The sequence below is a fragment of the Alphaproteobacteria bacterium genome (assembly GCA_037200005.1).
GTDB lineage: Bacteria > Pseudomonadota > Alphaproteobacteria > UBA9219 > RFNS01 > JBBCGY01.
In genome coordinates, this window is sequence record JBBCGY010000001.1 from 82,254 (window position 1) to 105,357 (window position 23,104).

The 23,104-nt window shown below is 61.6% G+C and carries 23 protein-coding genes; 1 reads left to right on the forward strand and 22 read right to left on the reverse strand.

The genetic code is table 11. The features are described from left to right. Positions 1–77 precede the first annotated feature (77 nt). A complete protein-coding gene (locus tag WDO70_00420; protein MEJ0061688.1) occupies positions 78–1,271 on the forward strand; it encodes a glycosyltransferase family 4 protein in 1,194 nt (397 codons plus the stop codon). On the opposite strand, the gene WDO70_00425 is transcribed toward WDO70_00420, so the two are convergent. From WDO70_00425 to WDO70_00530, 22 genes are all read right to left on the reverse strand, one after another. Then, on the reverse strand, positions 1,213–1,965 hold the full coding sequence (locus WDO70_00425; GenBank protein ID MEJ0061689.1) for an acyl-CoA thioesterase: 753 nt from the start codon (positions 1,963–1,965) through the stop codon (positions 1,213–1,215). The genes WDO70_00420 and WDO70_00425 overlap by 59 nt on opposite strands. 3 nt (positions 1,966–1,968) lie before the next feature. Then, positions 1,969–2,835, reverse strand: coding sequence for a hypothetical protein (locus tag WDO70_00430; GenBank protein MEJ0061690.1), 867 nt, complete (start codon positions 2,833–2,835; stop codon positions 1,969–1,971). Next, a complete protein-coding gene (locus tag WDO70_00435) occupies positions 2,832–3,980 on the reverse strand; it encodes a glycosyltransferase family 4 protein (GenBank protein ID MEJ0061691.1) in 1,149 nt (382 codons plus the stop codon). Before WDO70_00435 ends, WDO70_00430 begins: the two co-directional genes overlap by 4 nt. After that, on the reverse strand, positions 3,977–5,011 hold the full coding sequence (locus WDO70_00440; protein ID MEJ0061692.1) for a Gfo/Idh/MocA family oxidoreductase: 1,035 nt from the start codon (positions 5,009–5,011) through the stop codon (positions 3,977–3,979). Before WDO70_00440 ends, WDO70_00435 begins: the two co-directional genes overlap by 4 nt. Next, positions 5,001–6,137, reverse strand: coding sequence for a Na+/H+ antiporter NhaA (nhaA, locus tag WDO70_00445; protein MEJ0061693.1), 1,137 nt, complete (start codon positions 6,135–6,137; stop codon positions 5,001–5,003). The genes WDO70_00440 and nhaA overlap by 11 nt, the downstream gene beginning before the upstream one ends. A gap of 49 nt (positions 6,138–6,186) precedes the next feature. Beyond that, positions 6,187–6,801, reverse strand: coding sequence for a type 4 pilus major pilin (locus tag WDO70_00450; protein MEJ0061694.1), 615 nt, complete (start codon positions 6,799–6,801; stop codon positions 6,187–6,189). Further along, a complete protein-coding gene (locus WDO70_00455; GenBank protein ID MEJ0061695.1) occupies positions 6,798–7,466 on the reverse strand; it encodes a type II secretion system protein in 669 nt (222 codons plus the stop codon). Before WDO70_00455 ends, WDO70_00450 begins: the two co-directional genes overlap by 4 nt. Before the next feature lie 21 nt (positions 7,467–7,487). After that, on the reverse strand, positions 7,488–8,105 hold the full coding sequence (locus WDO70_00460) for a hypothetical protein (protein MEJ0061696.1): 618 nt from the start codon (positions 8,103–8,105) through the stop codon (positions 7,488–7,490). A 49-nt stretch (positions 8,106–8,154) separates the two neighbouring features. Then, on the reverse strand, positions 8,155–9,246 hold the full coding sequence (locus WDO70_00465) for a type II secretion system F family protein (GenBank protein ID MEJ0061697.1): 1,092 nt from the start codon (positions 9,244–9,246) through the stop codon (positions 8,155–8,157). Beyond that, positions 9,243–11,171: an ATPase, T2SS/T4P/T4SS family gene (locus WDO70_00470; protein ID MEJ0061698.1), complete on the reverse strand. Its 1,929-nt coding sequence runs from the start codon at positions 11,169–11,171 to the stop codon at positions 9,243–9,245. Before WDO70_00470 ends, WDO70_00465 begins: the two co-directional genes overlap by 4 nt. Positions 11,172–11,177: 6 nt before the next feature. Continuing rightward, positions 11,178–11,954, reverse strand: a complete 777-nt coding sequence (locus tag WDO70_00475; GenBank protein MEJ0061699.1) for a hypothetical protein — start codon at positions 11,952–11,954, stop codon at positions 11,178–11,180. A gap of 337 nt (positions 11,955–12,291) precedes the next feature. Next, positions 12,292–13,548, reverse strand: coding sequence for a type 4b pilus protein PilO2 (pilO2, locus tag WDO70_00480; GenBank protein ID MEJ0061700.1), 1,257 nt, complete (start codon positions 13,546–13,548; stop codon positions 12,292–12,294). Positions 13,549–13,812: 264 nt separating this feature from the next. Then, complete coding sequence (locus WDO70_00485; GenBank protein MEJ0061701.1) at positions 13,813–15,369, reverse strand: hypothetical protein; 1,557 nt, start codon at positions 15,367–15,369, stop codon at positions 13,813–13,815. Between the two features lie 63 nt (positions 15,370–15,432). Continuing rightward, positions 15,433–16,857, reverse strand: coding sequence for a TcpQ domain-containing protein (locus tag WDO70_00490; GenBank protein ID MEJ0061702.1), 1,425 nt, complete (start codon positions 16,855–16,857; stop codon positions 15,433–15,435). Positions 16,858–17,277: 420 nt separating this feature from the next. Beyond that, positions 17,278–17,589: an IcmT/TraK family protein gene (icmT, locus tag WDO70_00495; GenBank protein MEJ0061703.1), complete on the reverse strand. Its 312-nt coding sequence runs from the start codon at positions 17,587–17,589 to the stop codon at positions 17,278–17,280. An 86-nt stretch (positions 17,590–17,675) separates the two neighbouring features. Next, entirely contained in the window at positions 17,676–18,905 is a 1,230-nt protein-coding gene (locus tag WDO70_00500; protein MEJ0061704.1) for an ATPase, T2SS/T4P/T4SS family, read from the reverse strand. Next, a complete protein-coding gene (locus tag WDO70_00505; protein MEJ0061705.1) occupies positions 18,884–19,711 on the reverse strand; it encodes a type IV secretory system conjugative DNA transfer family protein in 828 nt (275 codons plus the stop codon). The genes WDO70_00500 and WDO70_00505 overlap by 22 nt, the downstream gene beginning before the upstream one ends. 1 nt (position 19,712) lies before the next feature. Continuing rightward, the gene (locus tag WDO70_00510; protein MEJ0061706.1) at positions 19,713–20,228 is read right to left on the reverse strand and encodes a DotD/TraH family lipoprotein; all 516 of its coding nucleotides are present in this window, start codon (positions 20,226–20,228) and stop codon (positions 19,713–19,715) included. Between the two features lie 151 nt (positions 20,229–20,379). Next, positions 20,380–20,679 carry a hypothetical protein gene (locus tag WDO70_00515; protein ID MEJ0061707.1) on the reverse strand — a complete coding sequence of 100 codons (300 nt, stop codon included), beginning with the start codon at positions 20,677–20,679 and terminating at the stop codon, positions 20,380–20,382. 32 nt (positions 20,680–20,711) lie between these two features. Then, on the reverse strand, positions 20,712–21,692 hold the full coding sequence (locus tag WDO70_00520) for a hypothetical protein (GenBank protein MEJ0061708.1): 981 nt from the start codon (positions 21,690–21,692) through the stop codon (positions 20,712–20,714). A 2-nt stretch (positions 21,693–21,694) separates the two neighbouring features. Continuing rightward, positions 21,695–22,183, reverse strand: a complete 489-nt coding sequence (locus tag WDO70_00525; protein MEJ0061709.1) for a lytic transglycosylase domain-containing protein — start codon at positions 22,181–22,183, stop codon at positions 21,695–21,697. Between the two features lie 4 nt (positions 22,184–22,187). Further along, the gene (locus WDO70_00530) at positions 22,188–23,039 is read right to left on the reverse strand and encodes a hypothetical protein (protein MEJ0061710.1); all 852 of its coding nucleotides are present in this window, start codon (positions 23,037–23,039) and stop codon (positions 22,188–22,190) included. Positions 23,040–23,104 lie beyond the last annotated feature (65 nt).

Consider the following 23,104-nt stretch of genomic DNA (forward strand, 5'->3'; position numbering starts at 1 on the left):
AAATTCCTGTTTTTAGGCAAGTCATGAGTATATATCTTGTATGAACCGGTCTTGCGTTAACTATAATAAACTCCGCCATGAATGATCCTGCCGCCGATTCTCGCCCCTTGCTCCTTTATCTCGTCACCGAGGATTGGGCCTTTATGTCCCATCGGCTTCCGGTGGCGCGGGGGGCCGAAGAAGCCGGGATGCGCGTCGGCGTCATGACGCGCGTCGGACGGCATGGCGGGGACATTCAGGCGCTCGGCTATGATTTATATCCCCTTCAATGGGTCAGGCGCAGCCTTAACCCGCTCAGGATTCTGCGCGATCTTACGCAGATTATCGCGCTATATCGCCGCCTTCGCCCGCGCATCGCGCAGCATGTGGCCCTCAAGGCCGTTCTCATAGGAGGCCTCGCGGCGCGGTTCGCCGATATCCCGGCGCAAATCGCCGCGATCAACGGCGTGGGTTTCGTCTTTACCGATCCGGGGCTGAAGGCGCGCCTCATGCGCCTCGCTTTCGTGCCCATGCTGCGTTTTGTCCTGCGCCGCGAGCATGTCATGGCATGGTTCCAGAATGCGGACGACCGCGATTTATTCATCAGGCTCGGCATCGTCGTGCCGGAACAAACCGTCATCCTGCGCGGCGCGGGCGTCGATACCGATATATTGCAGCCGGCGCCGGAAGCGGCCGGCCCCATCACATGCGCTTATGCCGGACGGATGCTGCGCTCGAAAGGCGTGGACGCGCTGGTCGAGGCCGTGCGGCGATGCAGGGCCGAAGGCATGGATCTTCGCCTTCTTCTGGCCGGATCGGCCGACGACAATCCGACCAGTTTCTCGCAGCAACAGCTCGAAGCCTGGAATCGCATGGAAGGGATCGAGCATCTTGGCCACATTTCGGACATCGGCGATCTGTGGAGACGGGCGCATATCGCCGTCCTGCCCTGCCGCGTGCGCGAGGGAATGCCGAAAACCCTGCTCGACGCGGCGGCATGCGGGCGGCCCATCGTGGCCAGCGACCTCGAAGGCGTGCGGGAAGTCGCGCGGCACGGGCATAACGCCATCCTCGTTCCGCCTGGCGATACGAATGCGCTCGCGGCGGCGCTCGCGGCGCTGACGAAAGACGCGGCGCGGCGGCAAAATATGGGGCGCGAAAGCCGCGCCATGGTCATGGGAGAAATGTCGGCAGCCGCCATTCAGGCAGGCGCGGCGGCGATTTACCGCCGGATCATAGCGTCTTCCCGATCAGCGCCGGATTCCCTTCGGCGTCGCGGGCCCGCATCGTGAACGTGCCGCGCGCGCAAAGCCGCCGCGCGCCGGTCAGAAAATTTTCGGCGGTCATGGCGACCGAAACCGTGACGTCGCTTCCGGAAACGGCCGTGGGATGAGCGACCAGATCGATCAATTCGCCCTGATAAGAGGGCAAATGGAAGTCGATCTCCCCTGACGCGATCATGATCATGGACTGACGGCAAAAGCGCGACGCCGCCACGAAGGCGGCCTTGCCCATCAACCCGAGCGCCGCGCCATGATCGAGTTCGCCATGATGATCGGTGGAGTCGGGAAAGATCATTTCCATCATATGCGCCGCGTGAGGCGGCAAGGGCCGGTCGTCGCCGGGCGCCGCGCGGATCGGCTCCTTGCCGTCCACCGCCACGAGAACGAAGCTGCCGCGCGCGCAAAGCTTGCGCGTTCCCGCGATCAGGTCTTCGGCATAGAGTTCGACTCCGGCGGCGAGCGATGTGTTGCCGACTCGCTCGATGCTGCCGGCAAGTTCGACAAGCTGACCCTGGCGCGCCGGAGCGAGGAAATCGATCTGAGCCGCGGAGGCCGTGACGAAATTGCGCCGCGCATAGCGGCTCCCGGTCAGGAAGGCCGTCTTATCCATCAGTGCCAGCGCCGTGCCGCCGTAAAGCGTGCCGTGATGATTGGCCTGCTTCGGCACGACGAGTTCGACGATCTTGGTGACGGCGAGAGGCATGCTTTATCCTGCGCGGGATTTCGGGAACATGAAAGCGAGCGGCAGCGCCAAAGTCTGCATGATGAGAATCAGCACCCGGAAGCTCAGAGCGTAAAGCGCCGCCACGCCCTTAGCGTCGCCCCACAGCATCAGCGAGAAAACCCAGCCCCATTCGGCGAGGCCGAGATTGCCCGGCGTCAGCGGGACCAGCACCGTCAAAGTGGCGAACGGCAGGGCGTAGGCGATATGGGCGGGCGCAAGCGCCAGATTGAACGCCATCGCTCCCAAGAGCAGACGCAGCGTCATGAACAGGATGCGCAGGAACGACCACATCAAGGCTTCGGGAAAGACCAGGCGCGGAAAAATTTTAACGCCTGCCGCGCCGCCCAGCACAGCGACCCCAAGCCCGCATATCAGCCAGGCCGGGAAGCTGATATCCATCCATAGCTGCAGCAGGCTGCCGGGCATGAACGCCATGACGATGAACAATTCCCCCAGCTGGTCGACCATCGCATTCTTGAAACCACGCTTCCAGTTGCGCTCTCCGCCGCCATGCGTCGCCAGCGCGCGTCCGGCGATCAACGCCACGGTCGAGGGCAGGATTTGCGCGAGCCAGCTTTGCCAGACGAAATGCCGCCAGTAATAACCGGTGGCGTGCGGCGCATGATGATCGAGGGCGCGGTCGAGAAACGCCCATTTGCGCGCGCCCGTCCACAGCATCAGGAATGTCAGCGCGACGACCCCGATCAAGGCCTGAATATTGATATTCTCGAGAAGCTGCCGCCGGTCGTCGCCGGTCAACGCCGTCTGCCGCACGAGATAAATGCAAAGCCCCAGGCCGAGCGCGAGGCCCGCCGCGGCCTGAAGAGCCAGAGGAATACGTTTTTTCATGGGATCAGCCCGCGAAAAATCGCCGCGTAATTCTCGACGGCGTCCGGCCACGACCAGTTGGACAATGCGAAGGCTGCCAGCTCGGCGCGCCGCGTCTCCAGTTTTTCCGGATCGGCCAGAACAGCCTTGATTCTTTCCGCCCAGCGCGCCGCCGTCGCCTCGGGATCGGCGGAATCGACGGTTTCCGTAAACAATATCTCCGGCAGGCGCGCGTCGGCTCCCGCGATCTCGGCGCCGCAAAGAATCGGAAGACCGCAGGCGGCGGCTTCCTGAACCACCAGCGGAAAGCCCTCGCCGCTGCTGGGCAAAACCAGAAGATCGGCGGCCTGATAAAGTTCGGCGACGCCCGCGCCATTGCGATCCCGCACCGCCATGCAATTGCGCAATCCCCACAGCGCGGGATCGAGCGGGCCGCGCCCGGCGAACATCCAGTCATATTCCGGCAGCGAAGCCGCGAGGCGCTTCAGCGCCGGCAATCCCTTTTTCTCGACGAAGCGCCCCACGAACAGCATGGCGGGCTGTTCGTCCAGGCCGAATTTCTGCCGCAGCACATGGCGCCGGTCGGACGTGACCGGCTTGAAAACGCTGGTCAGCACGCCGTTGGGAATTAATTGCGGCGCGTGCTTCCATTTGCCGATCAGGCCGGAGAAATAATCCTGCACCTGCGCGGCGATGAACACCGTCTGGTCGGCATGCTGGAGCATCTTCGCGGCGATCCAGCGATTCCCGTGACGCATAAGGTCGCGCAGCAGGCGGTTTTGATAAGGCACCGCGCCGATATGCTGGGTAATCACCACCGGCCTTTTAAAGACTTTCGCGAACAGATACGCGGCGATATTGCCGGAATAAAGCGTATCATGCAGCCACAGCGCGTCATGCTCGCGCACCGCTCTCGCCAGCTTCATCAGCGCCCGCGGCGACCAGACCGGCATCGGCACGCCGTATTTCCGCTCGATGATGTTGGTGCCTCCCATCGGCAGATAGGTCACGCCCGGCAGCTCGACCACCGGATCGCAGGCCGTTGCCGCCCAGGTGAAATCGATGCCCGGCGCGACCTGGCGCATCGTCAGCAGCAATTGCCGCGCGACCAGCTCAATCCCGCCGCCATGAGCGGGGTAATAATGCGTGACGACCAGAACCTTCATAACCACCGCACCTGCCCGGCAGCCTGCTGCTGCAGATCCAGCACCGCCATCGCATCCGCCGCGTCGATGCCTTGCGGCTTGGCGCCGGACGTCATGGCATCGGAGAAACGGCGGAACACTTCGTCATTGCCGTAATCTAGGCGTCCGCGAAGATAGGCGATGCCGTTCGGAACATATTGCGCCATATGCCAGGCGCAGGCGCGCAGACTCGTCCCCACGATCTGCGGCAGTTCATGCGCGCCGTCCTGCGGCAGGCGGATATAGAAATCGCGGAAGATATCGACGATGCCCAGCGCCTTCTCGCCGCCGACGGTGAGCGTCCATTCGCTCAGCGGGCTGACAAAGTTGCAGCCTATCGTCACCGGAATATCGCGCTCGCCCTGATAGACGAGGCGGATTTCGTCCGGAGTATTGTCCTTCCCCTTCCGCCACGCCACCGCGTCGCGCAGCCGCATGCCGCCCGCGAGCCGCCGCAGCAGATAGAAGAAATGCGGACTTTCGTCATAAAACAGTCCAAGCGGCAATTGCTGATACCATACCGGCAGGCGGCGGCGCGGATTGCCGAGTTGCTGCGCCGCGATCCATTTCACCGCGCCCAGCCGCCCAGCCGCGATATCGCGCTCCAGCCGGGCGAAAGCGCGGGAGAACTGAAAATTATGCACGACCGCCAGAATCTTTCCCGAATCCGCCGAGGCTTTAAGCATGGCCCTGCCTTCGTCCCCGCTCATGGCGAAAGGCTTTTCGGTCAGCACATGCTTGCCCATGCCGAGCGCCTCGCGCGCAAGCTCCGCATGCGCAAAGGGCGGCGCGGCGATCGTCATTGCTTCGATTTCATCGCGCCACGGCGCATCGGCCAGGCTCATGCCGGCCGCGTGATAGGGAATGCCGAACCGCTCGGCGACCATTTTAGCTTTGTCGGCATGCCGGTCGATGACTCCGGCAAGCTCGAGGCCGCCGCAGCGCATGATCGAGGGAATGTGCCGCGCCTGCGCGACCCAGCCCAGGCCGATGACGGCAACCTTACGCGCCATGGCGGGACGATCGCTTGGAAGTCAGGAACAGCACCATGTAACCCATCACGGCGGCAAGGAACGATCCGGTCATAATGGCAAGCCGCGTCCTATCGATCAAGGCTCCATCCTGAAAGCTGAGGCTGCCGATGAACAGGGCCATAGTGAAGCCGACGCCGCCCAGAATGCTCATGCCATAGACCTGCGCCCAGCCGGCATGCGGCGGCAGGCGCGAGATTCCCGATTTCACCGCCACCGCGATCGCGGAGAAAATGCCGATCTGCTTGCCGAGAAACATGCCCAGCACGATGCCCCAGAAGACCGGATGATCGAGGGATTCAATCGTCATGCCTTTCAGCGTCACCCCCGCATTGGCGAAGGCGAACACCGGAAGAATGGCGAAAGCCACCCATGCATGCAGCGCCGACAATACCTTCTTGCCGCTGGCGCGCGGCAGCGCGAAAGCCAGAATCACGCCCGCGATGGTGGCGTGGATGCCGCTGTGATGCACGCAGTACCATAGCGGCACGCTCAGCAGCAGATACGGCCAAGCCCTGTCGATTTTCAGGCGGCGCAGTCCCCACATGGCGCCGACGATGGCAAGCGCATTGCCGACATACAGCGCGTCGAGCTGCCCGGCGTAAAATAATCCGATGATGAGGATCGAGCCGAGATCGTCCACGATGGCGAGCGTCAGCATGAAGACGCGCAGGCTGGGGGGCAGGCGCTTGGCCAGCAGTGCCATGATTCCCACGGCGAAAGCGATATCGGTCGCCGCCGGGACCGCCCAGCCGCGATAAAACTCCGGATGGCCTGCTACACAGATGAAATAGACGATGGCGGGTGCCACCATGCCGCCGAGCGCAGCGATGATCGGCAGGCTGGCGCGCCGCCAATCGGAAAGCGAGCCGTGGGAACCCATTTCGCGTTTGATTTCCAGCCCGACGACCAGATAAAAAACCGGGATCAGCGCGTCGTTGATCCAGCCGGCATAATGGATGCCGAGAAACTCGACGCGCCAGAAAGCGTGATAGAAATCGGCCAGCGGCGTATTGGCCAAAATCAGCCCCGCCGATCCCGCCAGCAGCAGCACGATCCCGGACGCGGCTTCGTCGCGCAGAATTTTATGCAGCCATGATTTGGGCACGGAAACTCCTGGAAACAACGGATGGATTCGCGAGGATGGAATTATAGAATCAGTCAGCGCGCAAACGATAGCCGAAACGCACCTTCGCCGTCGCGTTTTCGGAACATTGCCCGGCGGCGGTGCCGATGATCGCGGTCGGGTTGGGCGGCAAAGCGGTGATTGGGGCGTCATTGATCGAAGCCGCGGCAAGTCCGCGGGAAATTTCGCCCGGTGCTGTCGCTTTCAAGACCAGCGCGGCGCAGGCGGCAGGCGGCAGATTCAGGTAATCGACGGTGTATTGGAACGCTTCGGGCGCATCGCATCCCGCCGCGCCGGTTCCCGCCACCGTTCCGCGCGTTACCGTCACCGCCGTGCCCCAGGGGCTGGAGATGTTATTCGCCTGCAGCATTTCGCGCGGGATGAGGGGCGGATTGATCGCCGTCAGCGTCGCCGTCAAATCGCCGGTCGCGGCGATGCAGGGCCGCTCCTGGTAATAAGTGCGGATATTCTTGTTGATAACGAGGAGTTGCTCGCCGGTCTGCTGAAGTTTTACCGAATCGCGCGTGCTGACGATCACCAGCCATACGCCGCCGAGAATTACGCCCGCGACCCCGAACACGATGGCAAGCTCGATGAGCGTCACCCCGGCGCAGAACTTTCTGGCTCTTAATCGATGCTGTTTCATGACGGATTCAGCCTGAAGGCAAAATAAAGACGGTTGGCATTGGCGCTGGTGCAACTGGCGGCGAGCCAGGTAGGCGTAGGCGGCATAGGAGTGGCAATCGCGCCGGGAATGGCGGCGTCTCCCGTATCGACGCCGATACCGACCAAACCGACCTGATCCATGACCCCCAACAATTTAGTGCCCAGATCGATGCATGCGGCTTGCGGCAGATTGCGCAGCATAATCGTAATGCCATAGCGGGGATTCACGTTGCCGAAGGCATTGGCGACGGGGGAAGCGGACACGCAAATCGTACCGTCGCCGCAAATCGATCCCGCGCCGTCGGAACTCCAGGGATGGGCGAAATAGCAGGGCGCTCCCAGACCGCAAGTCTTCGGATCGGCATCGGGCGTCAATTTGGTTTCGGCGGGAAATACATCTTTCCTCGCGACCCTTTGCGTGAAAAGAATATAGTCCTCATCCGGCAAGATCGCCGCATTCGTATAAGCGTCGCGGACATTTTCCACGATCTGCTGCAATTGATCGACGGCGCGGTTGATGTTGTGATGATGGGCCACGGCGCGCGCGCCGAGCCATATGGCGCCCGCCAGCATGCCCGCCACGCCCAGCACGATCGCAAGCTCGATAAGGTTGAACCCGCGCTGTCGATGCGGCATGCGGCGCATTGTCCGTTCTCCATTCCCTGATTACCGCAGCATAAACGCCCATTCCAGCGTCACCAGACCGCCCGCCGCCGCATTCTGGCATTCCGTGACCGCCTGCGTCGGATTAACCGGCAGGCTGGTCCCATTCGCCCACACCGTTCCCGCCGCCGTATAGGCCGTCCCGGCAGGGCCGCCGAATAGAACCGCCCGCAGCATCATTTTCTGATCCGGCGCGGAGATGCGCGACGCGAGCGCGATACAAACGTCAACCGGCAAATTGGCATAACGCACGCCAAAACTTGTTTCGCCCGGCGCGGCGGCGGCGGCCGTATTCAGATCCTTGTCCATCGGCTCGACGACAACCGCTCCCCAATCATTGGCGGGCGGAGTGCCGGGCACGCCGCCGATCATGTCGCTCGGAAAAGCGCCCTGGCAGCTCAATTTGGCCGTCAAATCCGCAGGATTGCAGCCGCCAATCGGGCTGTTGTCATGATAAATTCCCCGCTGGCTGGTATAAATGCCGCGCACATTGGCGACAATTTCGAACAGCTGTTCGCCCGCCTTGTTGATGGAAGTGGAGCGGCTCACCCGGCCCGCCGCGAACATAATCCCGGCGACGACCATTCCAGCGACGCCCAGCACGATGGCGGCCTCGACCAAAGAGAAGCCGGAGAATGAGCGGCCCCGCCTTCTGTTTTTTTCTCTCCGGCTAAAATCCACTGCCGCCGCCCTTGCTCGAGTCGCTGATGACCACGGTGATATGCAGGATCGAGCTCATGGCGAAGGCGATGACGGTGCCGACCACGGCGAGGCCGATATTCCGCACCACCACCGACTGCGCCTTAAGCTCGTCGATCTGCTCCCTGATCCATTCCTGGGTCACTTCCTCGATCACCGAGCCGATATCGCCGCGCTCGGAGAGAATTTCCATGTCGAGCGCGACCTGCGGATCGGGGAAACCGTAATTGCCCTGGCGCAGCGCCTCGCCGAGATTCTTGCCCTGCAGCACCGCTTCGACTGCCGACGCGATCCGCTCCTTGATCCAGGGATTGCCCTGCTGTTCCAGGATTTCCAGCGCGCGGCGCAGCGGCACCTGCGCGCCCATGAGCGCCGAAAGGCCGAGCATGAAGCCGCTGCCCTGCCAGATGCGGAACCACGACCAGGGCGGATATTTATCGAACTTCGCCCGCGTCTTGCCCCTCCAGAACGGCATCGTGACCGAAGTGATGACGGCGAGCGTGCCGATCGACAAAAGAATGGCGATGCCCCATTTCATGATGAAATCCGACACGTCGGCGAGCGGCCCGATCGATTCCAGCACCGCTTTCGGCGCGTTCTTGCGCATATTCTGGATCAGGTTGACGCCGAACATCCACAAGACGCCAGAAATCAGGATGATCATGAAGGCGGGATAGGTGATCGCCTGCATGACGGCGGTGCGCATTTCCTTGGCGCTCTCGCCCATCATCATGATGGAACGCAGCGACTTCGCCACGGTGCCCGATTCTTCCCCGGCGCGGAGCATGTATAATTCCGCCGACGGCACCCATCCGGCCATCGCCTGCGAAAGCGAATCTCCCGCCCGGTCGCGCTGCAGCCATTCGCGCAGCGCCATCGCCGCGGGGCGATTCGGGTATTTGCCCATCTCGCTGGAATTGTACCAAAGCCGCTCCAAGGCGCGCGACAGCGCCTCGTTCATCGCCAGCATGCCCTGAAGCTTGCGATAGACGCGAAAGCGCATCTTCGTGTTGCTGCGGAATTTCCACATGGCGTAGGAGCGTGAGAACTCTGCGCTATTCATCGCCATACACCGAGGCGCTGCTCGACTTCGGCGATCTCGCGTTCGCGGGCGAGCGGCCCGACCTCGACTTCGGCGTCGGCGGGAGAAACTTCGCCGCGGCGGATTTTTTCGAGAGCGTGCCAGGCCATCGTGATGCCATTCAGCCCATGGGGCGAAAGCCAGTATTCCTCGGCCTCGATGATCTTGCCCTCCTGGAGCAGATTCATCAGCTTGATATCGGTTTCCGCTACCTCGGCGCAAACTGTGCGCCCGCTGCGCCCCTTGAAGCATTTCGGGCAGCCGTCGGGATTGGCGACGTAAATCTGGCTCATGTCAGGCTCCTCGATCCGGTCGAGGGCGGGCTGTCCCGGATCGGCCTTCATGCGGCGCGCGATCATCAGCGCGAGGCCGGTCCGCACCCGGCGCGCGAGGTCTTCGTAATCCGGCCCGAACTGCTTGGGCGCTTCCTTGATCGGAACGCGGCAAGAGGGGCACAGGCCCTTGAGCAGCCTTTGGCAGAACATGCCGCACAGCAGATGCGGATCATAAATCAGATAAGGCTCGATGCCGAGATCGAGCAGGCGGCGCGGCACGGCGATCGCCGAATAGACGTGCAGCGTCGTGTAAATCTGCCGCCCGGAAAGCGCCAGGCGGAAGGCGAATTTGGCGGTCTGGATGTCGCGGATTTCGCCGAGCATGACGATGTCGGGATCGAGGCGCAGGGCGCTGCGCATCACTTCCGAAAAGCTTTTCTCGCGCTGCTCTTCCTTGACTGACGCGGACACGCCGATCTGGCTCGCGCCCATCACGCCGCCTTCCGGCGGGTCTTCGATCAGATAGCATTTGCGGTCGAAATTGGTTTCCACCATGCGCCGGTTGAGCATCACGCGCAGCGTCGTGGTCTTGCCTTGGTTCACCGGGCCGGAAAATATCCGCATGCCGCCGGGCAGGCTGCGCAGGAAGCGCACCGTCTTGAGCTGTTCCTGGGAAAAGCCGATCGAATCGACATCCGCCATGGCGAAATTCTCGCCGAACAGATGCGCCGAGTCATATTGCAGGCGCATATTGAGATAGCGCCCCCCGTCCGACAGCGGCACCCACTGGCAGCGCATCGACGGCACGCCGATCGGAAGCTGGACGGATTCCTGACCGCCGGTTCCGGCCAGCATCGCCGCCTGCGGCTCGAGCCAGTTGGCGGTCGCGCCCGACTGGCCGATCGAATGCGAATAGACGGCGGACAGAACCTGCTCGCCTTCGCGCTGAGTCCAGGTTTCCCACAGGCGCAGCGCGCCATCGACGCGGAACTCCACCTTGGCGCGGCCGCCCGCCGCCTCGATGTGAATGTCGTTGGCGCCCATGTCGGCGGCCTGCTGGATCATCTCGACGATCTTGCGCCTGACGGCATTGTCGTCGAGGCGAACCATCGCCGCCTGGCGCTCGGCATAGGCATAGGCCTGCTGCACGATATTCGGGGTGACGTAATGCGGCTCGTCGACTTTATAGCCTTGCCGCCGCGCCTGCAGCGCCACCGAAGTGACGAGCGGCGAATTGCGGTGCGCGGCGCTGACCAGCCACATGCCGTTATCGAACAGCGCGCAGAAATTGCGCGACTCGGCAGTGATTTTGAGCGTGCTGCCCTCGACGGTCAGCACCAGGCCGGTGAATTTCAGCGCCCCGGACAGCGCCATCGAGCGCTCGTCAACGATCTTGATCTGCTGCTGCGCCGCAATGGCGGTTTTGGCCGCGTTATCCGCGCCCGAGGACGCCGCCTTGCCCTGCGCGGACGGCGCTTGATCGGGGGATGGCGGGGCTTCCGGCGGAGGGGACGGCGGCGCAACGGCTCCCTTGGCCGGCGCGGTCAGCTCTCCGGACTTCGGCGCTGGTTTCGACGCCTCCGGTGCCTTATTGATAAGTTTGCGGGTGCGGTCGGCGAGATCGGACAGCATAATATCTCACGGCGCCCCGCGCCCATGGCTTAAAGCGCCGGCATTGTCGATGCGAAGGCTGTGCTCGTTTTTATCGCCCGGAGATTTAAGTTGAACCGTCGTGGCGTCGATGAGCTGGACTTCGGTGCCATCGGCGAGCTTGTCGCCGGCGCGCACATTGATCGTCTTGCCGTCCTGCGCAGAATCCAGATCGGCGCTGTATCTTCCGCCGGCGCCGACGATCTTGTGCACTTCATAATCCGCGGGCGAAACGGCCGATGGCGTCCGGCGCGGCGCGGAAGCCGAGGCAAGCTCGGTCACCGGCACGGCCAGAGAGGCCTTTTGCATTCCCCTGGGCATTTTCGTGACGCCGGAGGGCAGCATGGCGCCGACTTCGCTCGCCATGTCGTCCCCGCCCTCGCGCTTGGCGCGAGCTTTTTCGAGATCATGCATTTTCTGCTCGAGTTCCAGCAGAAGATCGAGGCGCGCCAGCGCTGCGCGCGCCTGATTCATGTCTTCGAGGCTGAGATCGATTTTTCCCGTCTCGAGCTTTTTCATCACGCTTTTAACCTGATCGGGAATTTCCTTGTCTTCGCCGGTCCCATCAGTCGCACTAGCCGAAGCGGCTTTGGTTTCCTCGGTCGTCCCTACTCCCGGGCCGCCGGGAGGATGGGCGAGATTGATTCCGCCGCCGGGCTGTCCCGCCTGCGCGGGGATCGATGGCGCGGCCGATGATGCGGCGCCCGTCATGGCAGCGGTATGGGCGACGGCGAGATCGGTTACGGTCGTTTGGGCAAAAGCCATGGAAGACGCGGCGCCGAGGGCCAGCACAAAGGCCGGAAACCAAGATCTAAAGGCAATTCTCATCCTACACTCCTTCGACCAGCCAGGGATCGTCCGATCGGTCAAACTTCTGATAAAGCCCCCAGGATCGGAGGCCCCATACCTAATCTGGGAAGTCGGTTCATCATCGGCGAATAGGGTTAAGTTCCCGTAAACATAGGCTTTATGAACCTCGTGCCATTAACGAATGGTTATCGCCCTGCGGCAAGGCGTCAGTTTTGAAATCGGGCATGGAGGGGGATTGGCCTTCATGTCGGCCTAGACGCGGCGCGGCGCGGCGGCAGGGCGACAAAAAGCGTTATTTTCTGTTTTCGTAGATCACGCCGCTGATCTGCCAGCTTCCGCTCTGCGAGACGATGCTGTTGATGATAACGCCGGGAACGCCGCCGAAATATTGCGGCAATTCGCCTGGTAAATCGGTAACCTTCAGCGTGAATCCGCGCTTGATCCAGGGCGTAGGCGGCGGATTCCAGTCTTCCGGCCGCACATTTTCCGGTTTCGGCGGCGGCGGATCGTCAGGCAGGCGCGAAATCGTGCCGTTCCAGTTCTGCGCCAGATAGCGTTTGGTGATTTCCGCCGGATCGATCAAATCCTGGGGGCCGCGATTTTTCAGGCCCTCGATCGGCACGCCGCGCGAAGCGTTCGACCCCGATGGATCGATGGAGGCATCGGCAAGGGGCTGAGTGTAGCCGACGATGCGGGTCCATGACAGCGACAGGCCGCCCTTCGCGCAACTTAATGTGCTAAGATTCCATCCCAGCCTCGCCTGCGGCACCTTGTCCAGCGCGACGCGGCACGCCTCTATCAATTCCAGAGGATGAGGCTCATCCTCCCAGAACCGCTTCGGCGGCGGATACGCGATCTGAATCGGACCGCCGAGACCCGCCGCTTTCATTTCGATCGCACGCTTCTGGGCCTCGATCCTGATCAATTCCCTTTGCGCTTCCTGCGCTTTTTCTTCCTGGTATTGGTAATACCAGAATCCCGCGATACCCAATACGACGACGAGCGCCGTGACGGCCACGCCGATAAGGATCGCGCGCGGTATCTTGACCGGCTGCAAGGGGCAGTCGCCGCGATTTTGCAGCACGAAGGGAAGCGCGACCGTTTCCGAAGCGGGAATCGACCATGCTTCAGGAGCATAGATGCGCTGCAGGCCGCCAAGCGTGACTTCCTGGATAAGACGGTCGCGGGCGCTGGCGTCATCGAGATATATCTGGTCACCGTCCGGCGCGATCAAATCGTCGCGCACCACGATGACCACGATGCCTTCGCTTAACTTGAAGGCGCCCGCCCATGAACCCGGCAGCCGGTTGGCAAGCGACGCGGCCAAGGTCGCCATGCCGAGCTTGTGGCCGGATTGCTGAAGCCCCAGACCGAACTGGGCGACGCGGCCGCCCTTGACGCCGGGACGCACCGCAAAAAAGTCGGCGTGCTGGCCCGGCTGGCGCGCCGCCTCTTTAGCCGCTTGCGCGACACGGCCGCTCGGCGAAGGCTGCCAATAGAGGCCGACCGCGTATTTGCGCCGTCCGACTGTCGCGACGCCAGATCCCATTAGGGTCCAACCTTAATTAGAATGGGGTTTCGCGCAGGCGAAAAAGCCGCCCGGCTACGAAAAGACAGAAGCAGGTATCGGCGACTACCTGCGAGGTCTTTGAGAACGCCGGTCGGCTTTTTCGCCGCGCCCCTTGGGTATGCAAAAGAAGGCCGATCTGCGTTGTCGGCTTCGCTCGCCGTAGATTGACTACGGCTTCGCTCGCCTCCTAGCATCTCAGCCTTCTTTTGCATACGAAACTCCCATTCTAATTAAGGTTGGACCCTAGGGCTGCTCCGCCGAGGGAACGTCCAGCTCCTGCGGCGTAATGGCGATAAGGAGAAGCTGTTTCGTCTTGGAATTGCCGATGCCGCCGCCGAGGAGATAATTATAGGGATTGATGGTTCCCGAGGCCGCTTGGCTGGTTTGATCCTGGCCGTAACCGGCAAGCACGAGCGTGGAACCGCTGCGCAGCAGGGATTGCTGCACGAAAACCCGGCTCGTGGTTTCCGGCAGCTGCACGCTGCTGGTCCCGGAGGTGAAGGCGGTGATTCGGACCAGATCGATCAGGTTCAGCGAATATTGCATGAGCACGCGTCCGTCGGCCAGCAGGCGCGGCGTCAGCTGGATCGAAAAACCTTCGCGCAGCGTGCCGGGCGTCAGCGTCGTGGTCGTCGTGCCGCTGGTTCCGGTCGTCGTCGTGGAGGACGAAGCCAGATAGGCGATATCGCGTCCGACCCGGCGCGTAATGGTGCGCCCGTTCAGCGTCGTCATCGGGAATTGCGCGACCCGCACATTATGCGAGATCTTCGATATCGCCCGCAGAACCGAGTCCGCCGACACATTGGCGTTGTCGATGATGCCGATGGTCAGATTGCTGAAATCCGCCACGTTGGTCGCGAAAGCGGGCGCGGCGACGCCGGCGAAGGTGAAGGGCTTGATGGTCTTCAGCGCCGCCGTGAGCTGGTTGTTGAAATCGTCCTCGTTATCGATCTCGGCGGTGTAAATTTCGACATTGATGGCAAGCTGGCGGACAAGCCGCTTGTTTTCCTCGGCGACATAATGCGCTATGCTCTTCATGATTTCAGGCGTCGTCGTCACGGTGATGGTGCCGACCGCGGGCGAAATCACCGCCGTGCCGGTGCCGCCGAGAATGGAATTCACGGTATTGCCGATCTCGGCCCACATATCGATATCGGCCTTCATTTCGATTTCTTGCTTCAGGCTGTTCGAGCCGGCTTCCGTGGGGATGGAATCCTCAAATTTGCCCTTGCCGGCCATGACCTCGACCAGAAATACGCGCGTCTCGTAACGGCTGAAAAGAATCGCGCTGCCGTCATAGCGCCAGTCGACGCCGAACCGCGAACTGGCGTGATCCAGAAGCCCGGAAAGCGGCCCCTCATAAGCGACGCTCATCGTATCGCCGGCATCGGCCACGGGAGCGCCCGCGCCGCGGGCGACGACGGGCACTGCCGCGGAAGCGGAAGGGCCGGCCGGAACGCCGGGTCCCAGACGGACCGGAATGCCGGTTTGGCTGGAAAGCGTCGAGGCGATATCGCCCAGCGACTGCGGCGTGCGCGCGACGAACGTCACGCCCTTCGCCGTCTCATATTTTTCGGGAAGCGGCAGCCCTCTATGCAAGCGCACCGCCTGGCTTCCCACCCAAAGCCGGTCGGTCACGACGAGCGGATTGCTTTTGAAGGGAGGCAGGGGCTGCTGGGCGCGGACGAGATTTTGTTCGACTTGCTGCGCCTTCTGTTCGATTTCCTCGCGTACCGCGCCCGTATCACAAGCGGCGACGGCACAAACAACCGCTACTAAGAACAGGTTCCGCAGTTTCATCATTCTTTCCATCCAAGGCTAATTGAGGCGCGAACCTTATGACTTAATTGTTAACATTGGCTTTCATTCTCCGCCGCTGTTGCCGCGCGTTTCGATCACCAGAATTCTCTGCCCCGCGGTCGGATTATCATGCAAGCGCCCGAAAGGCTGCGGCTTGGCGTCGACAAAACCGCTAAGCAGATTGCGCACGGCGTCTTCGAACGAGCCGGAGAAATTCACGCTGGCCTGAATCGGATAGTCATATTCGGTCGCCCATACCAGTTCGACATTGGCGCGCTCGCTCCACTTTTTGATGACGGCGCGCAGCTGATCACCCGGTTCGGCTTTCCACGCTTCCGCCGGAGCGGCTTGCGTCGCAGGCGTGAGGGGACTCGGTGTCACGACGGAGCCCGTTACCGGCGGCGCATCGGACGGCGGCGCGGCGGTAATAGGCTGAACCGCATCCACCGCATCTTTCGCGGGAGGCACGGAAGCCGGCGCGGGCTCAACCGGCGGCAAGGGTGGCGGGGCATCGGCGGCAAGCGCGGGCGCGGCGGCCGCGGCAATCATCGAATCATCCACGACCGGCGGCAGCGCGGCAGCCGTAGCCGGCGTTTCCAGCGGCGGCAGAGGCACCATCATGGCCTCGGGGGGAGCACCCGCCACAGGCGCGGGCATATCGGAGCCGGCCGGCGTTGCGGCAGCGGCCGCCGAAGGAACAGGCGGCGCCTCGGTGGGCAACTCGGCTACCGGCAAAGGCGCGGGAACTTCCAGCGGAGCGGCGGACGCTGCATGCACCCCTGTTTTACCGCCCAGACCCGCGCGGGCAATTTTGACGATTTTACCCTCTTCCTGGGCCGACAGCCCCGCGCCCGTCAGAGCATCATTCAGCACCGTCCGCCAAGGCTTGCCGCCCTGCCAGTCGACCGACGTGGAATTGTCTATTCCCTGCTCCAGCGCAAAACCGTAATCCGGCGGCAAAATCTGTTTGAGCGCGACCGTAAGCGGAATCTTCTTGCCAAATCCCACAATGGCCGGCCCTTGGTCAACCGGAAGAGGAGGCGGGACATCGGCGGCAAGCGTGGGCGCCAATTCCGGCGGCGGGACGGATAGCGGCGCAGACGGCTCTATCGGCGACGGCTCTATCGGCGGCAAGGGCACCGGAGAAGCAACGGCAGCCATAGGCTCAAGCGGCAATGGCTCCATCGGCGCCAAGGCTTGCGGCGACGATGCCACAGGAGAGGCGGCCGCCGGGGGGCTTACTTCCGGCAATTGCATGGGAGCGGGCAAAGCGGCCTGATCGGCAGGCGCTGGCGCAAGCGGAACTGCCGGCACATCCTCGACAGGAGCGGGAACGGGCGCGGGTGCAAGCGGAACCGCGGCAGGAGCCTCTTCAAGCGGCGTGACCCACTGAAACCCGGCCTGGGCGGTGCCGCACATAAGCGTAACGCCGATGATGCCTAATGCGAGACTGAGCAAGAGACGATGTTGTCGGGCAAACCAGGCCATGAGCGAACACTTCCGCATAGGAGGGATAAAACCGATTCGTGATTCATACTACGTTATAGTCAGTCCGCTTGAAAACCCGAAAAAACTCCGTCGCGCCTACCCCGTCATTAAGGAGGAAACCCATCGCGAGCGCGACATAGATTTTTCGGATTTTTAGGCGGACGTCATCCACATCACTTGAAAACCCAAAAAATATTCTGTCGCATCCGCATGGCTTTACTGCTTGGGGGAGAACGATGGCGACGGAATATTTTTTGGGTTTTCAAGCCAAGTAACTATAGGAAATAGCCGGAAAAGCGCCATGAGAAAACAACAATTTTCGACTTTTCCCCAGAAGCAGGCGTGACATGGGTGCAACGGACGGTGAACAACAAAGATTAACGGATAGATAAGCGGGAAACAAACCGCTCGATAGCGGCTTTATGAAGCGGTTTCGTCGCTCTCTTCCTGCGCCCGGGCATCTGCGGCGCCATAATCGGTCATGCGCCGCCGCAAAAGACGGATTGTTGCCGGACGCTCTTGGCCAAGAACCCAGCAGCGCAGGGCGCGCAGCGCCGACTCGAAGCTCAAGCCGCGCTGCTCGACGGCCCAGAAGATCAAAATCGTGATGACGGTCAGCGTCAAGGTCCAAAGCTGGATATACATCAAGCAGGCCAGAACCACGAAAAAAAGCCGCGCGTCAAAGATAAAGAAGCGGGCGATTTTCTGACTATTGCGCCAATGATCATCCATAATTCAGACTCCAGATGTCGGTGATCGGAAAGGGCAACGCGCGCCCTATCCGCCGGTTTCGGATAACTGGCAACCGGTATTCGACTTTATACGTCCGTCGTTACGGTATCGTTAACGGCTTGCGTCGCCAAAGGCTCGAAATTCTGGTCTTCCCGTTCGTCGCCGGAGAAGCCCTTGGTAAGCAGCAGATACCAGCGGCGATCGATCAGCCCCGCCTTGAACGCCGATGTCGCCGATTGTTCCATGGTCTTGCCGTAGCGCACGAGCAAACGCTGGGCCTCGCTGGTCCAGCGCTCGATCGGCATATCAAGCAGAATTTCGCGGACATTCTCGTCAAAGATCATGAATTCGCGCAATCCCATGCGGCCGCCGCCGACTTTAGGCACGAGCGCCTGCGTGACGATCATGCGCAGCGTTTCCATCAGGGCGAAAGCGCGCTCGGAACGCTCGGAGGGCTCAAACACGCTGACCATGCGTCGAATGGTGGCCGCCACCCCGGTCGTATGGGCCGTGGAATAGACCGCGTGGCCGGTTTGCCCTGCCTCAATGGAGGCCGAGACCGTTTCGCGATCGCGCGATTCGCCGACCAGGATAATGTTGGGCTTGCGGCGCAGCGCGTTGCGCACCCCGGCCGCGAAATTAGGCAAATGCTTTGGGATTTCCGATTGCGAAACCAGCGACCGCTCGCCGACGATCGAATCGTACACATATTCGATCGGGGCTTCATAGGTCAGCATCTTGCCGCAGCCCTGAGCCCGCTCGATCAGCATCCGGTTGCCCGCGGCAAGCAATGTCGATTTGCCGCTGCCGGTCGGTCCCGTCACCAGGATCAGCCCCTGGCGCGGCGCCCAATTATCGATGATTTTTTCCTCGATCCCCAGTTCGTGCATCGTCGGGGGAAGATTGGGCAGCGACCGCATGGTGATCTGCACCCCGTCCCGCCCTCTGCTCAGCATGGCCGTGATGTTGACGCGAAAACGGTAACGCGTGTTGCGATCGGGCCTAACCTCGTAGGACAAATCGAGATCGACGCCCGACGCAAGCTTGGCGATAGCGTCCTGGCCGTAAATTTTGGCCAGGACATTGGCCATATCCGCCGAATCGATCGATCGCCTGGTTATCGGAAACAGGACGCCGTCGACTTCGATATAAACCGGGCGGTCGGTTTGAATGCTGACGTCGGTGGTGCGCCGCTCGACGCACCACATCAGCAGGCCGTCGACATGCTCTTCGCGAATGCGCAAAGGCTCATCGGTCCAGGTTCCAAGCTCTTCGCTTTTGCGCCTGGCATCCGCTAGCGTAGCGTCGACTGCCACTGTTCGCTCCGCGGAATAAGCGTGGATTGGCCGGTGATGGTAACGCCCCGGTCGCCGATGCGCATTTCGGCGCCTCCGCCCGTGATGCCGCGATCCTCGTGAATCGCGAAGGGCGGAGAAATCATCCCCTGCGCCAGCAATTCACGGTAATGCACCATGCCGACGAAATCGCTCGTCATGCGATCGAGATCGGCCTCGAAAGTATCGTCCGCCTGAATCACGCCGGCGTCCCACCCTTCCTTGACCCATTTGCGCCAATCGGCGCGCTCTTCCTTGGTCTTGGGCACCAGGAGGCCCGGCGGCGGCTCCACTTTGCCCCAATCGCGCTCCAGATACAGGCGCCAGTCGCGCGAGGCCGTGACGATGCGGGCGATGCGATTGATGCGGATAATCCGGTCGGCAACGGCAGCCTTTTGACCGCCGCCGGTCACGATCACGGCGCGCTGGGCGTCCGAGACGATCGGCGGCTCGATCAAAAGCCCCGAAGGAGCGTTAATGAGCAGCCTTTTGAAATCGAAAGTTTTGCTGAGGGTCGCTTCCTGTTCGGCAAGACGGCGCTGGATTTCAAAAGTGCGGTGGGCAAGGCCGCCGCGAGCGCCGTATGAAAGGGCCGCTTCGCGCAGCGCGTCATGACGGATTTGAAGCCCCATATTCTCGCTGGGCTTGGCGTTGACGCCTTCCGTCTGTTCCTGCAGCTGCCACAGATCGGGAGGCGGTTCGAGCGGCCCGACTGGCGTGCTGTCGGCCCACGCCGGCATTGCCGCCAACAACAGCAGTCCGATCACGATAGCGGAAAGCCTGCGCATTTCAGATTTTACCGTCGGTTGGAGCATAACGCAATTGCACCGCGCCGGCCTTGGCATCGACCGCGACATCGGCCCGGTTGCCCAGCTGCAGCCCGATATCGCGCAAGATATCGATCAGCGGCCGCTCGTAAACATCGACCGCGACCGTAAGGGGGACGGGCGTAGGCATACCCGCCGTCCGATAGGCGTAACCGGCCTTGGCCGCCAGAGTCTGCACCAACTGCTCCGCCGGTCCGTTCCAGGTTATGGTCACGGGCTGCGAGAGGGCGTGCGGCGCGCCCATGAAATCTTCCATCGGCGGCAGCGGATTGCGATATTGCTCGATCCCAGCGACGGTATTGAGCGCTTTAGCCGCCTTTTCCGAAGCCTGGGCAATACGAAAAGCAACCGGATCGTTTTCAGCGACGAGAGGAGACACCGTTGGATTCGGCTCCTGACATGCCGCGAGCGGCATCAGCAGGATGAGAAATAAAGCGCCCGTGAAAGCGCCGGCGCAAGTAAGTGTAAATTTGGGCATGAACATCGATCCCTGTCGATATCGGAAGTCAAGGGGCGATTCTGTTTTAAGCACAAGCACAGCCAAAAACCAAGCCCTAAACCGACATAGAGCGCGATCATTCCTCAGTGAAGTGTGTCTGCGCGTCCATGGGGATGATCGCGCTCTAGCTCTAAGTCCTGAAGCGCATGAAGAACATCGCGTAGCCGAACAGCGCTCCGGCAAGAAGCAGAAGCAGAAGGCCGTTGAGCCACACGCCGTTAATAAGAAAATAAAGCCCGAGCGCCGCGATCACGGCGGACGCTATGCCGTAAATCACCGTCGCATTCGGCATGGCGCCCTGCTTGGGCGGCGGGCTGGCCGGCCCCGACGGCACATAGGGAGAAACCGTCTGCCCGTTTCCCGGGGCCTGCAACGATTTGCCGCCGCCTATGGCGGGAACGGCGGGCGGCTTCTCTGAATCACGGGCCATGGATCACCTCTTCCCCGCATTGCCGATGATCGTCATGGCGACAGATCCGACAGGATGGTGGCGACCTTGTCAGGCTTCCCGAGCACGACTTTGATCTTGCCGTCCTTGCCGCGATAAACAATGTAGGGCGTCGCGGAAATTTTCCATTCCTTGGTCATCTCCATGGTCGCCCGCACCGCCGTAATATCGGCGGTGGGCGGCACGCCGGCAAGAGCGTTGGCATCGCCATCCACGAACTGGCTCCAAGCCTTGAAAGGCTCGGCCACGCGCAGGAATATTGCAGACTGGCGCTCGTCTTCGCTGTCAGGCGCGCCGATGGGCAGTAATTTGACGCGCAGCTCTCCCTTGTCGACATGATCCTTGAGTTCTTTCCATGTCGCCTTGCAGAAGGGGCAATGGGGCTCGACCAGCATTACCACGAGCGGCTTGTCGCCTTGGCCCATGGTCACGCCCACCGCTCCCTGGAAATCCTGATAGAGTCGCTCGCCGGGCGACAGGGACACGAGTTCCGGCGGTCCACTTTTCGACGCAGGCTGCGGGTCACTGCCGCCACCGCCGCCCACCTTTTGAATTTCTTCCTGTTTTTCTGCCGCCGAAGTCAGCAGCGCCTTGATCTGGGGTATCTGCATGCCGACCGTATTCATTTGCTCGGCGGTAATATTGGTGCCCTCGGCCGAGAACATCGCGCCGAAAAGCAATGACTGGCGATCGGGAGCGATATAGAAAAACTGAAGCTGCCCGTCTTTCTGCAGCATGAAGCCGGGCATGCCGGAACGCTCGCCCATATAATAAAGCTCGGCGCCTTGCTGCAGCATCGTACGCAACACCGGTATCCTCTTGATATCCACATCGGTCGCAGGCATCTGCTGCGCCTTGGCGATCTCCGCCGGATCGGCCTTGAGCAGGGCGCCCACCGGTATTTGCGAGGATTTCTGGGCCGCCGCTGGAAACGCAAAAAGCGCAACCGCCAGAGTCAAAGGAAAAAGCCGCTTTGTCAGGGATTTCATCGTCATGGTCATTCGTCCACCTTGGCTATTTTAACGTTCCGATTCTCGGCTCCCGCCGCTGATTTCGGCGGCGGATTTGCGGCGTATAACTCGTGCGCCACCAGCCCCTTATGCTCCATCACATCGATGACTTTGCCAGCATATCGCCCGCCGCGCCAGGGGGTAGCGGAATGATAACGCGCGATACCGCCGCGCAAATAACCCGCTTCATCGATTTTCTGCCGCAGAATCCAGGCGGAAACATAAACATTGACGCAGCCGTTATCGCGCACCCATTGCCGCGCGGTGCCGCCATCCACGCCCCACAGCCGCGCCAATTGCGGCATCCATACCGTGTTGACTTGCATCGGGCCTAAATCGTAGCTGCCATTGGTATTATGGACTTCCTGGCCCACGCGGCCGCCCTCGACATGCATCATGGCAATCATCACCGCCGGCGGTACATGATAGGTTTGAGCGGCGAGCAGCAGGCATGCTGCGATCATTTGCGAAGTCATGGCGTTAGCTCCATCCTTCTTCTTCCAGCTTGGCGGCAGACGGCACCTCTAGATAAGTGCCCAGCGTCGCAAGCAGCGCCATGCGCTGGTTGAATTCTTGCCATACTTGGGCCATCGGCACAACATTGCCGTGCTTGGCGAAATAGGCCGCGCGATCATCAGGATTCATGTAAAGCAGCCGGTCCGCCTCGGCATAATGGCTATCGGCATAAATCTGCCCCGCGGATTTCAGAACCGCCCAGCACAGCAGCCGCCATTGCTCCGGGCTGGCCCCGGCCGGCGCCAGCGAACGCGTAATCTGATCGGCGGTTTTGACGAGCCGCTCCGCCACCTCGGCAAGCAAACCGTGCTCGCCGCGCCCGAAAGAATATTGCGAGATGGCGCCAACCACGGGCACCAGCGTCTCCAGCATTTTGGCGCGAAAAGTCGCCACTTGATTGGGGACAGGCTCGATGCCGCCGGTCACAAGGTTCTTGAATTTTTCCGGCAGCGCGCCAATGACCGCGAGAATCGGCTCGGCCGCGCCCGCATCAAGCATATGTCCCGTTGCCCGGTAATTGGCCGCGACCAATTGACAGGCGGCGCCGATAGCGCCCCAGCGCAGAGCGGCGGGGGCGGCCGCGCCCTCCATTTTATCCGCCATCTGGCGCGCTAAATTGGCGGCATTTTCGATCAGAAGCGGAAATGCCTCAAAATTCGCTTTACGGGTTGCGCCGGCGCCGGCCGCGTTGCGGTCTTGCTGGCCGGCTTCCAGCAACGCCGTCAATAAGGGCGTTCCGACAAGACGCAGCGCCGCCGCCAGCGTTTGCATGCGCTGACCGGCGTCAATTTCGCTCTGTGCTCCCGCACTATCCATGAATAAAATCCAACCGGCATCGCCAGCCATCCTGGGATGAACACGCCATAGCTTTCACGAAAACG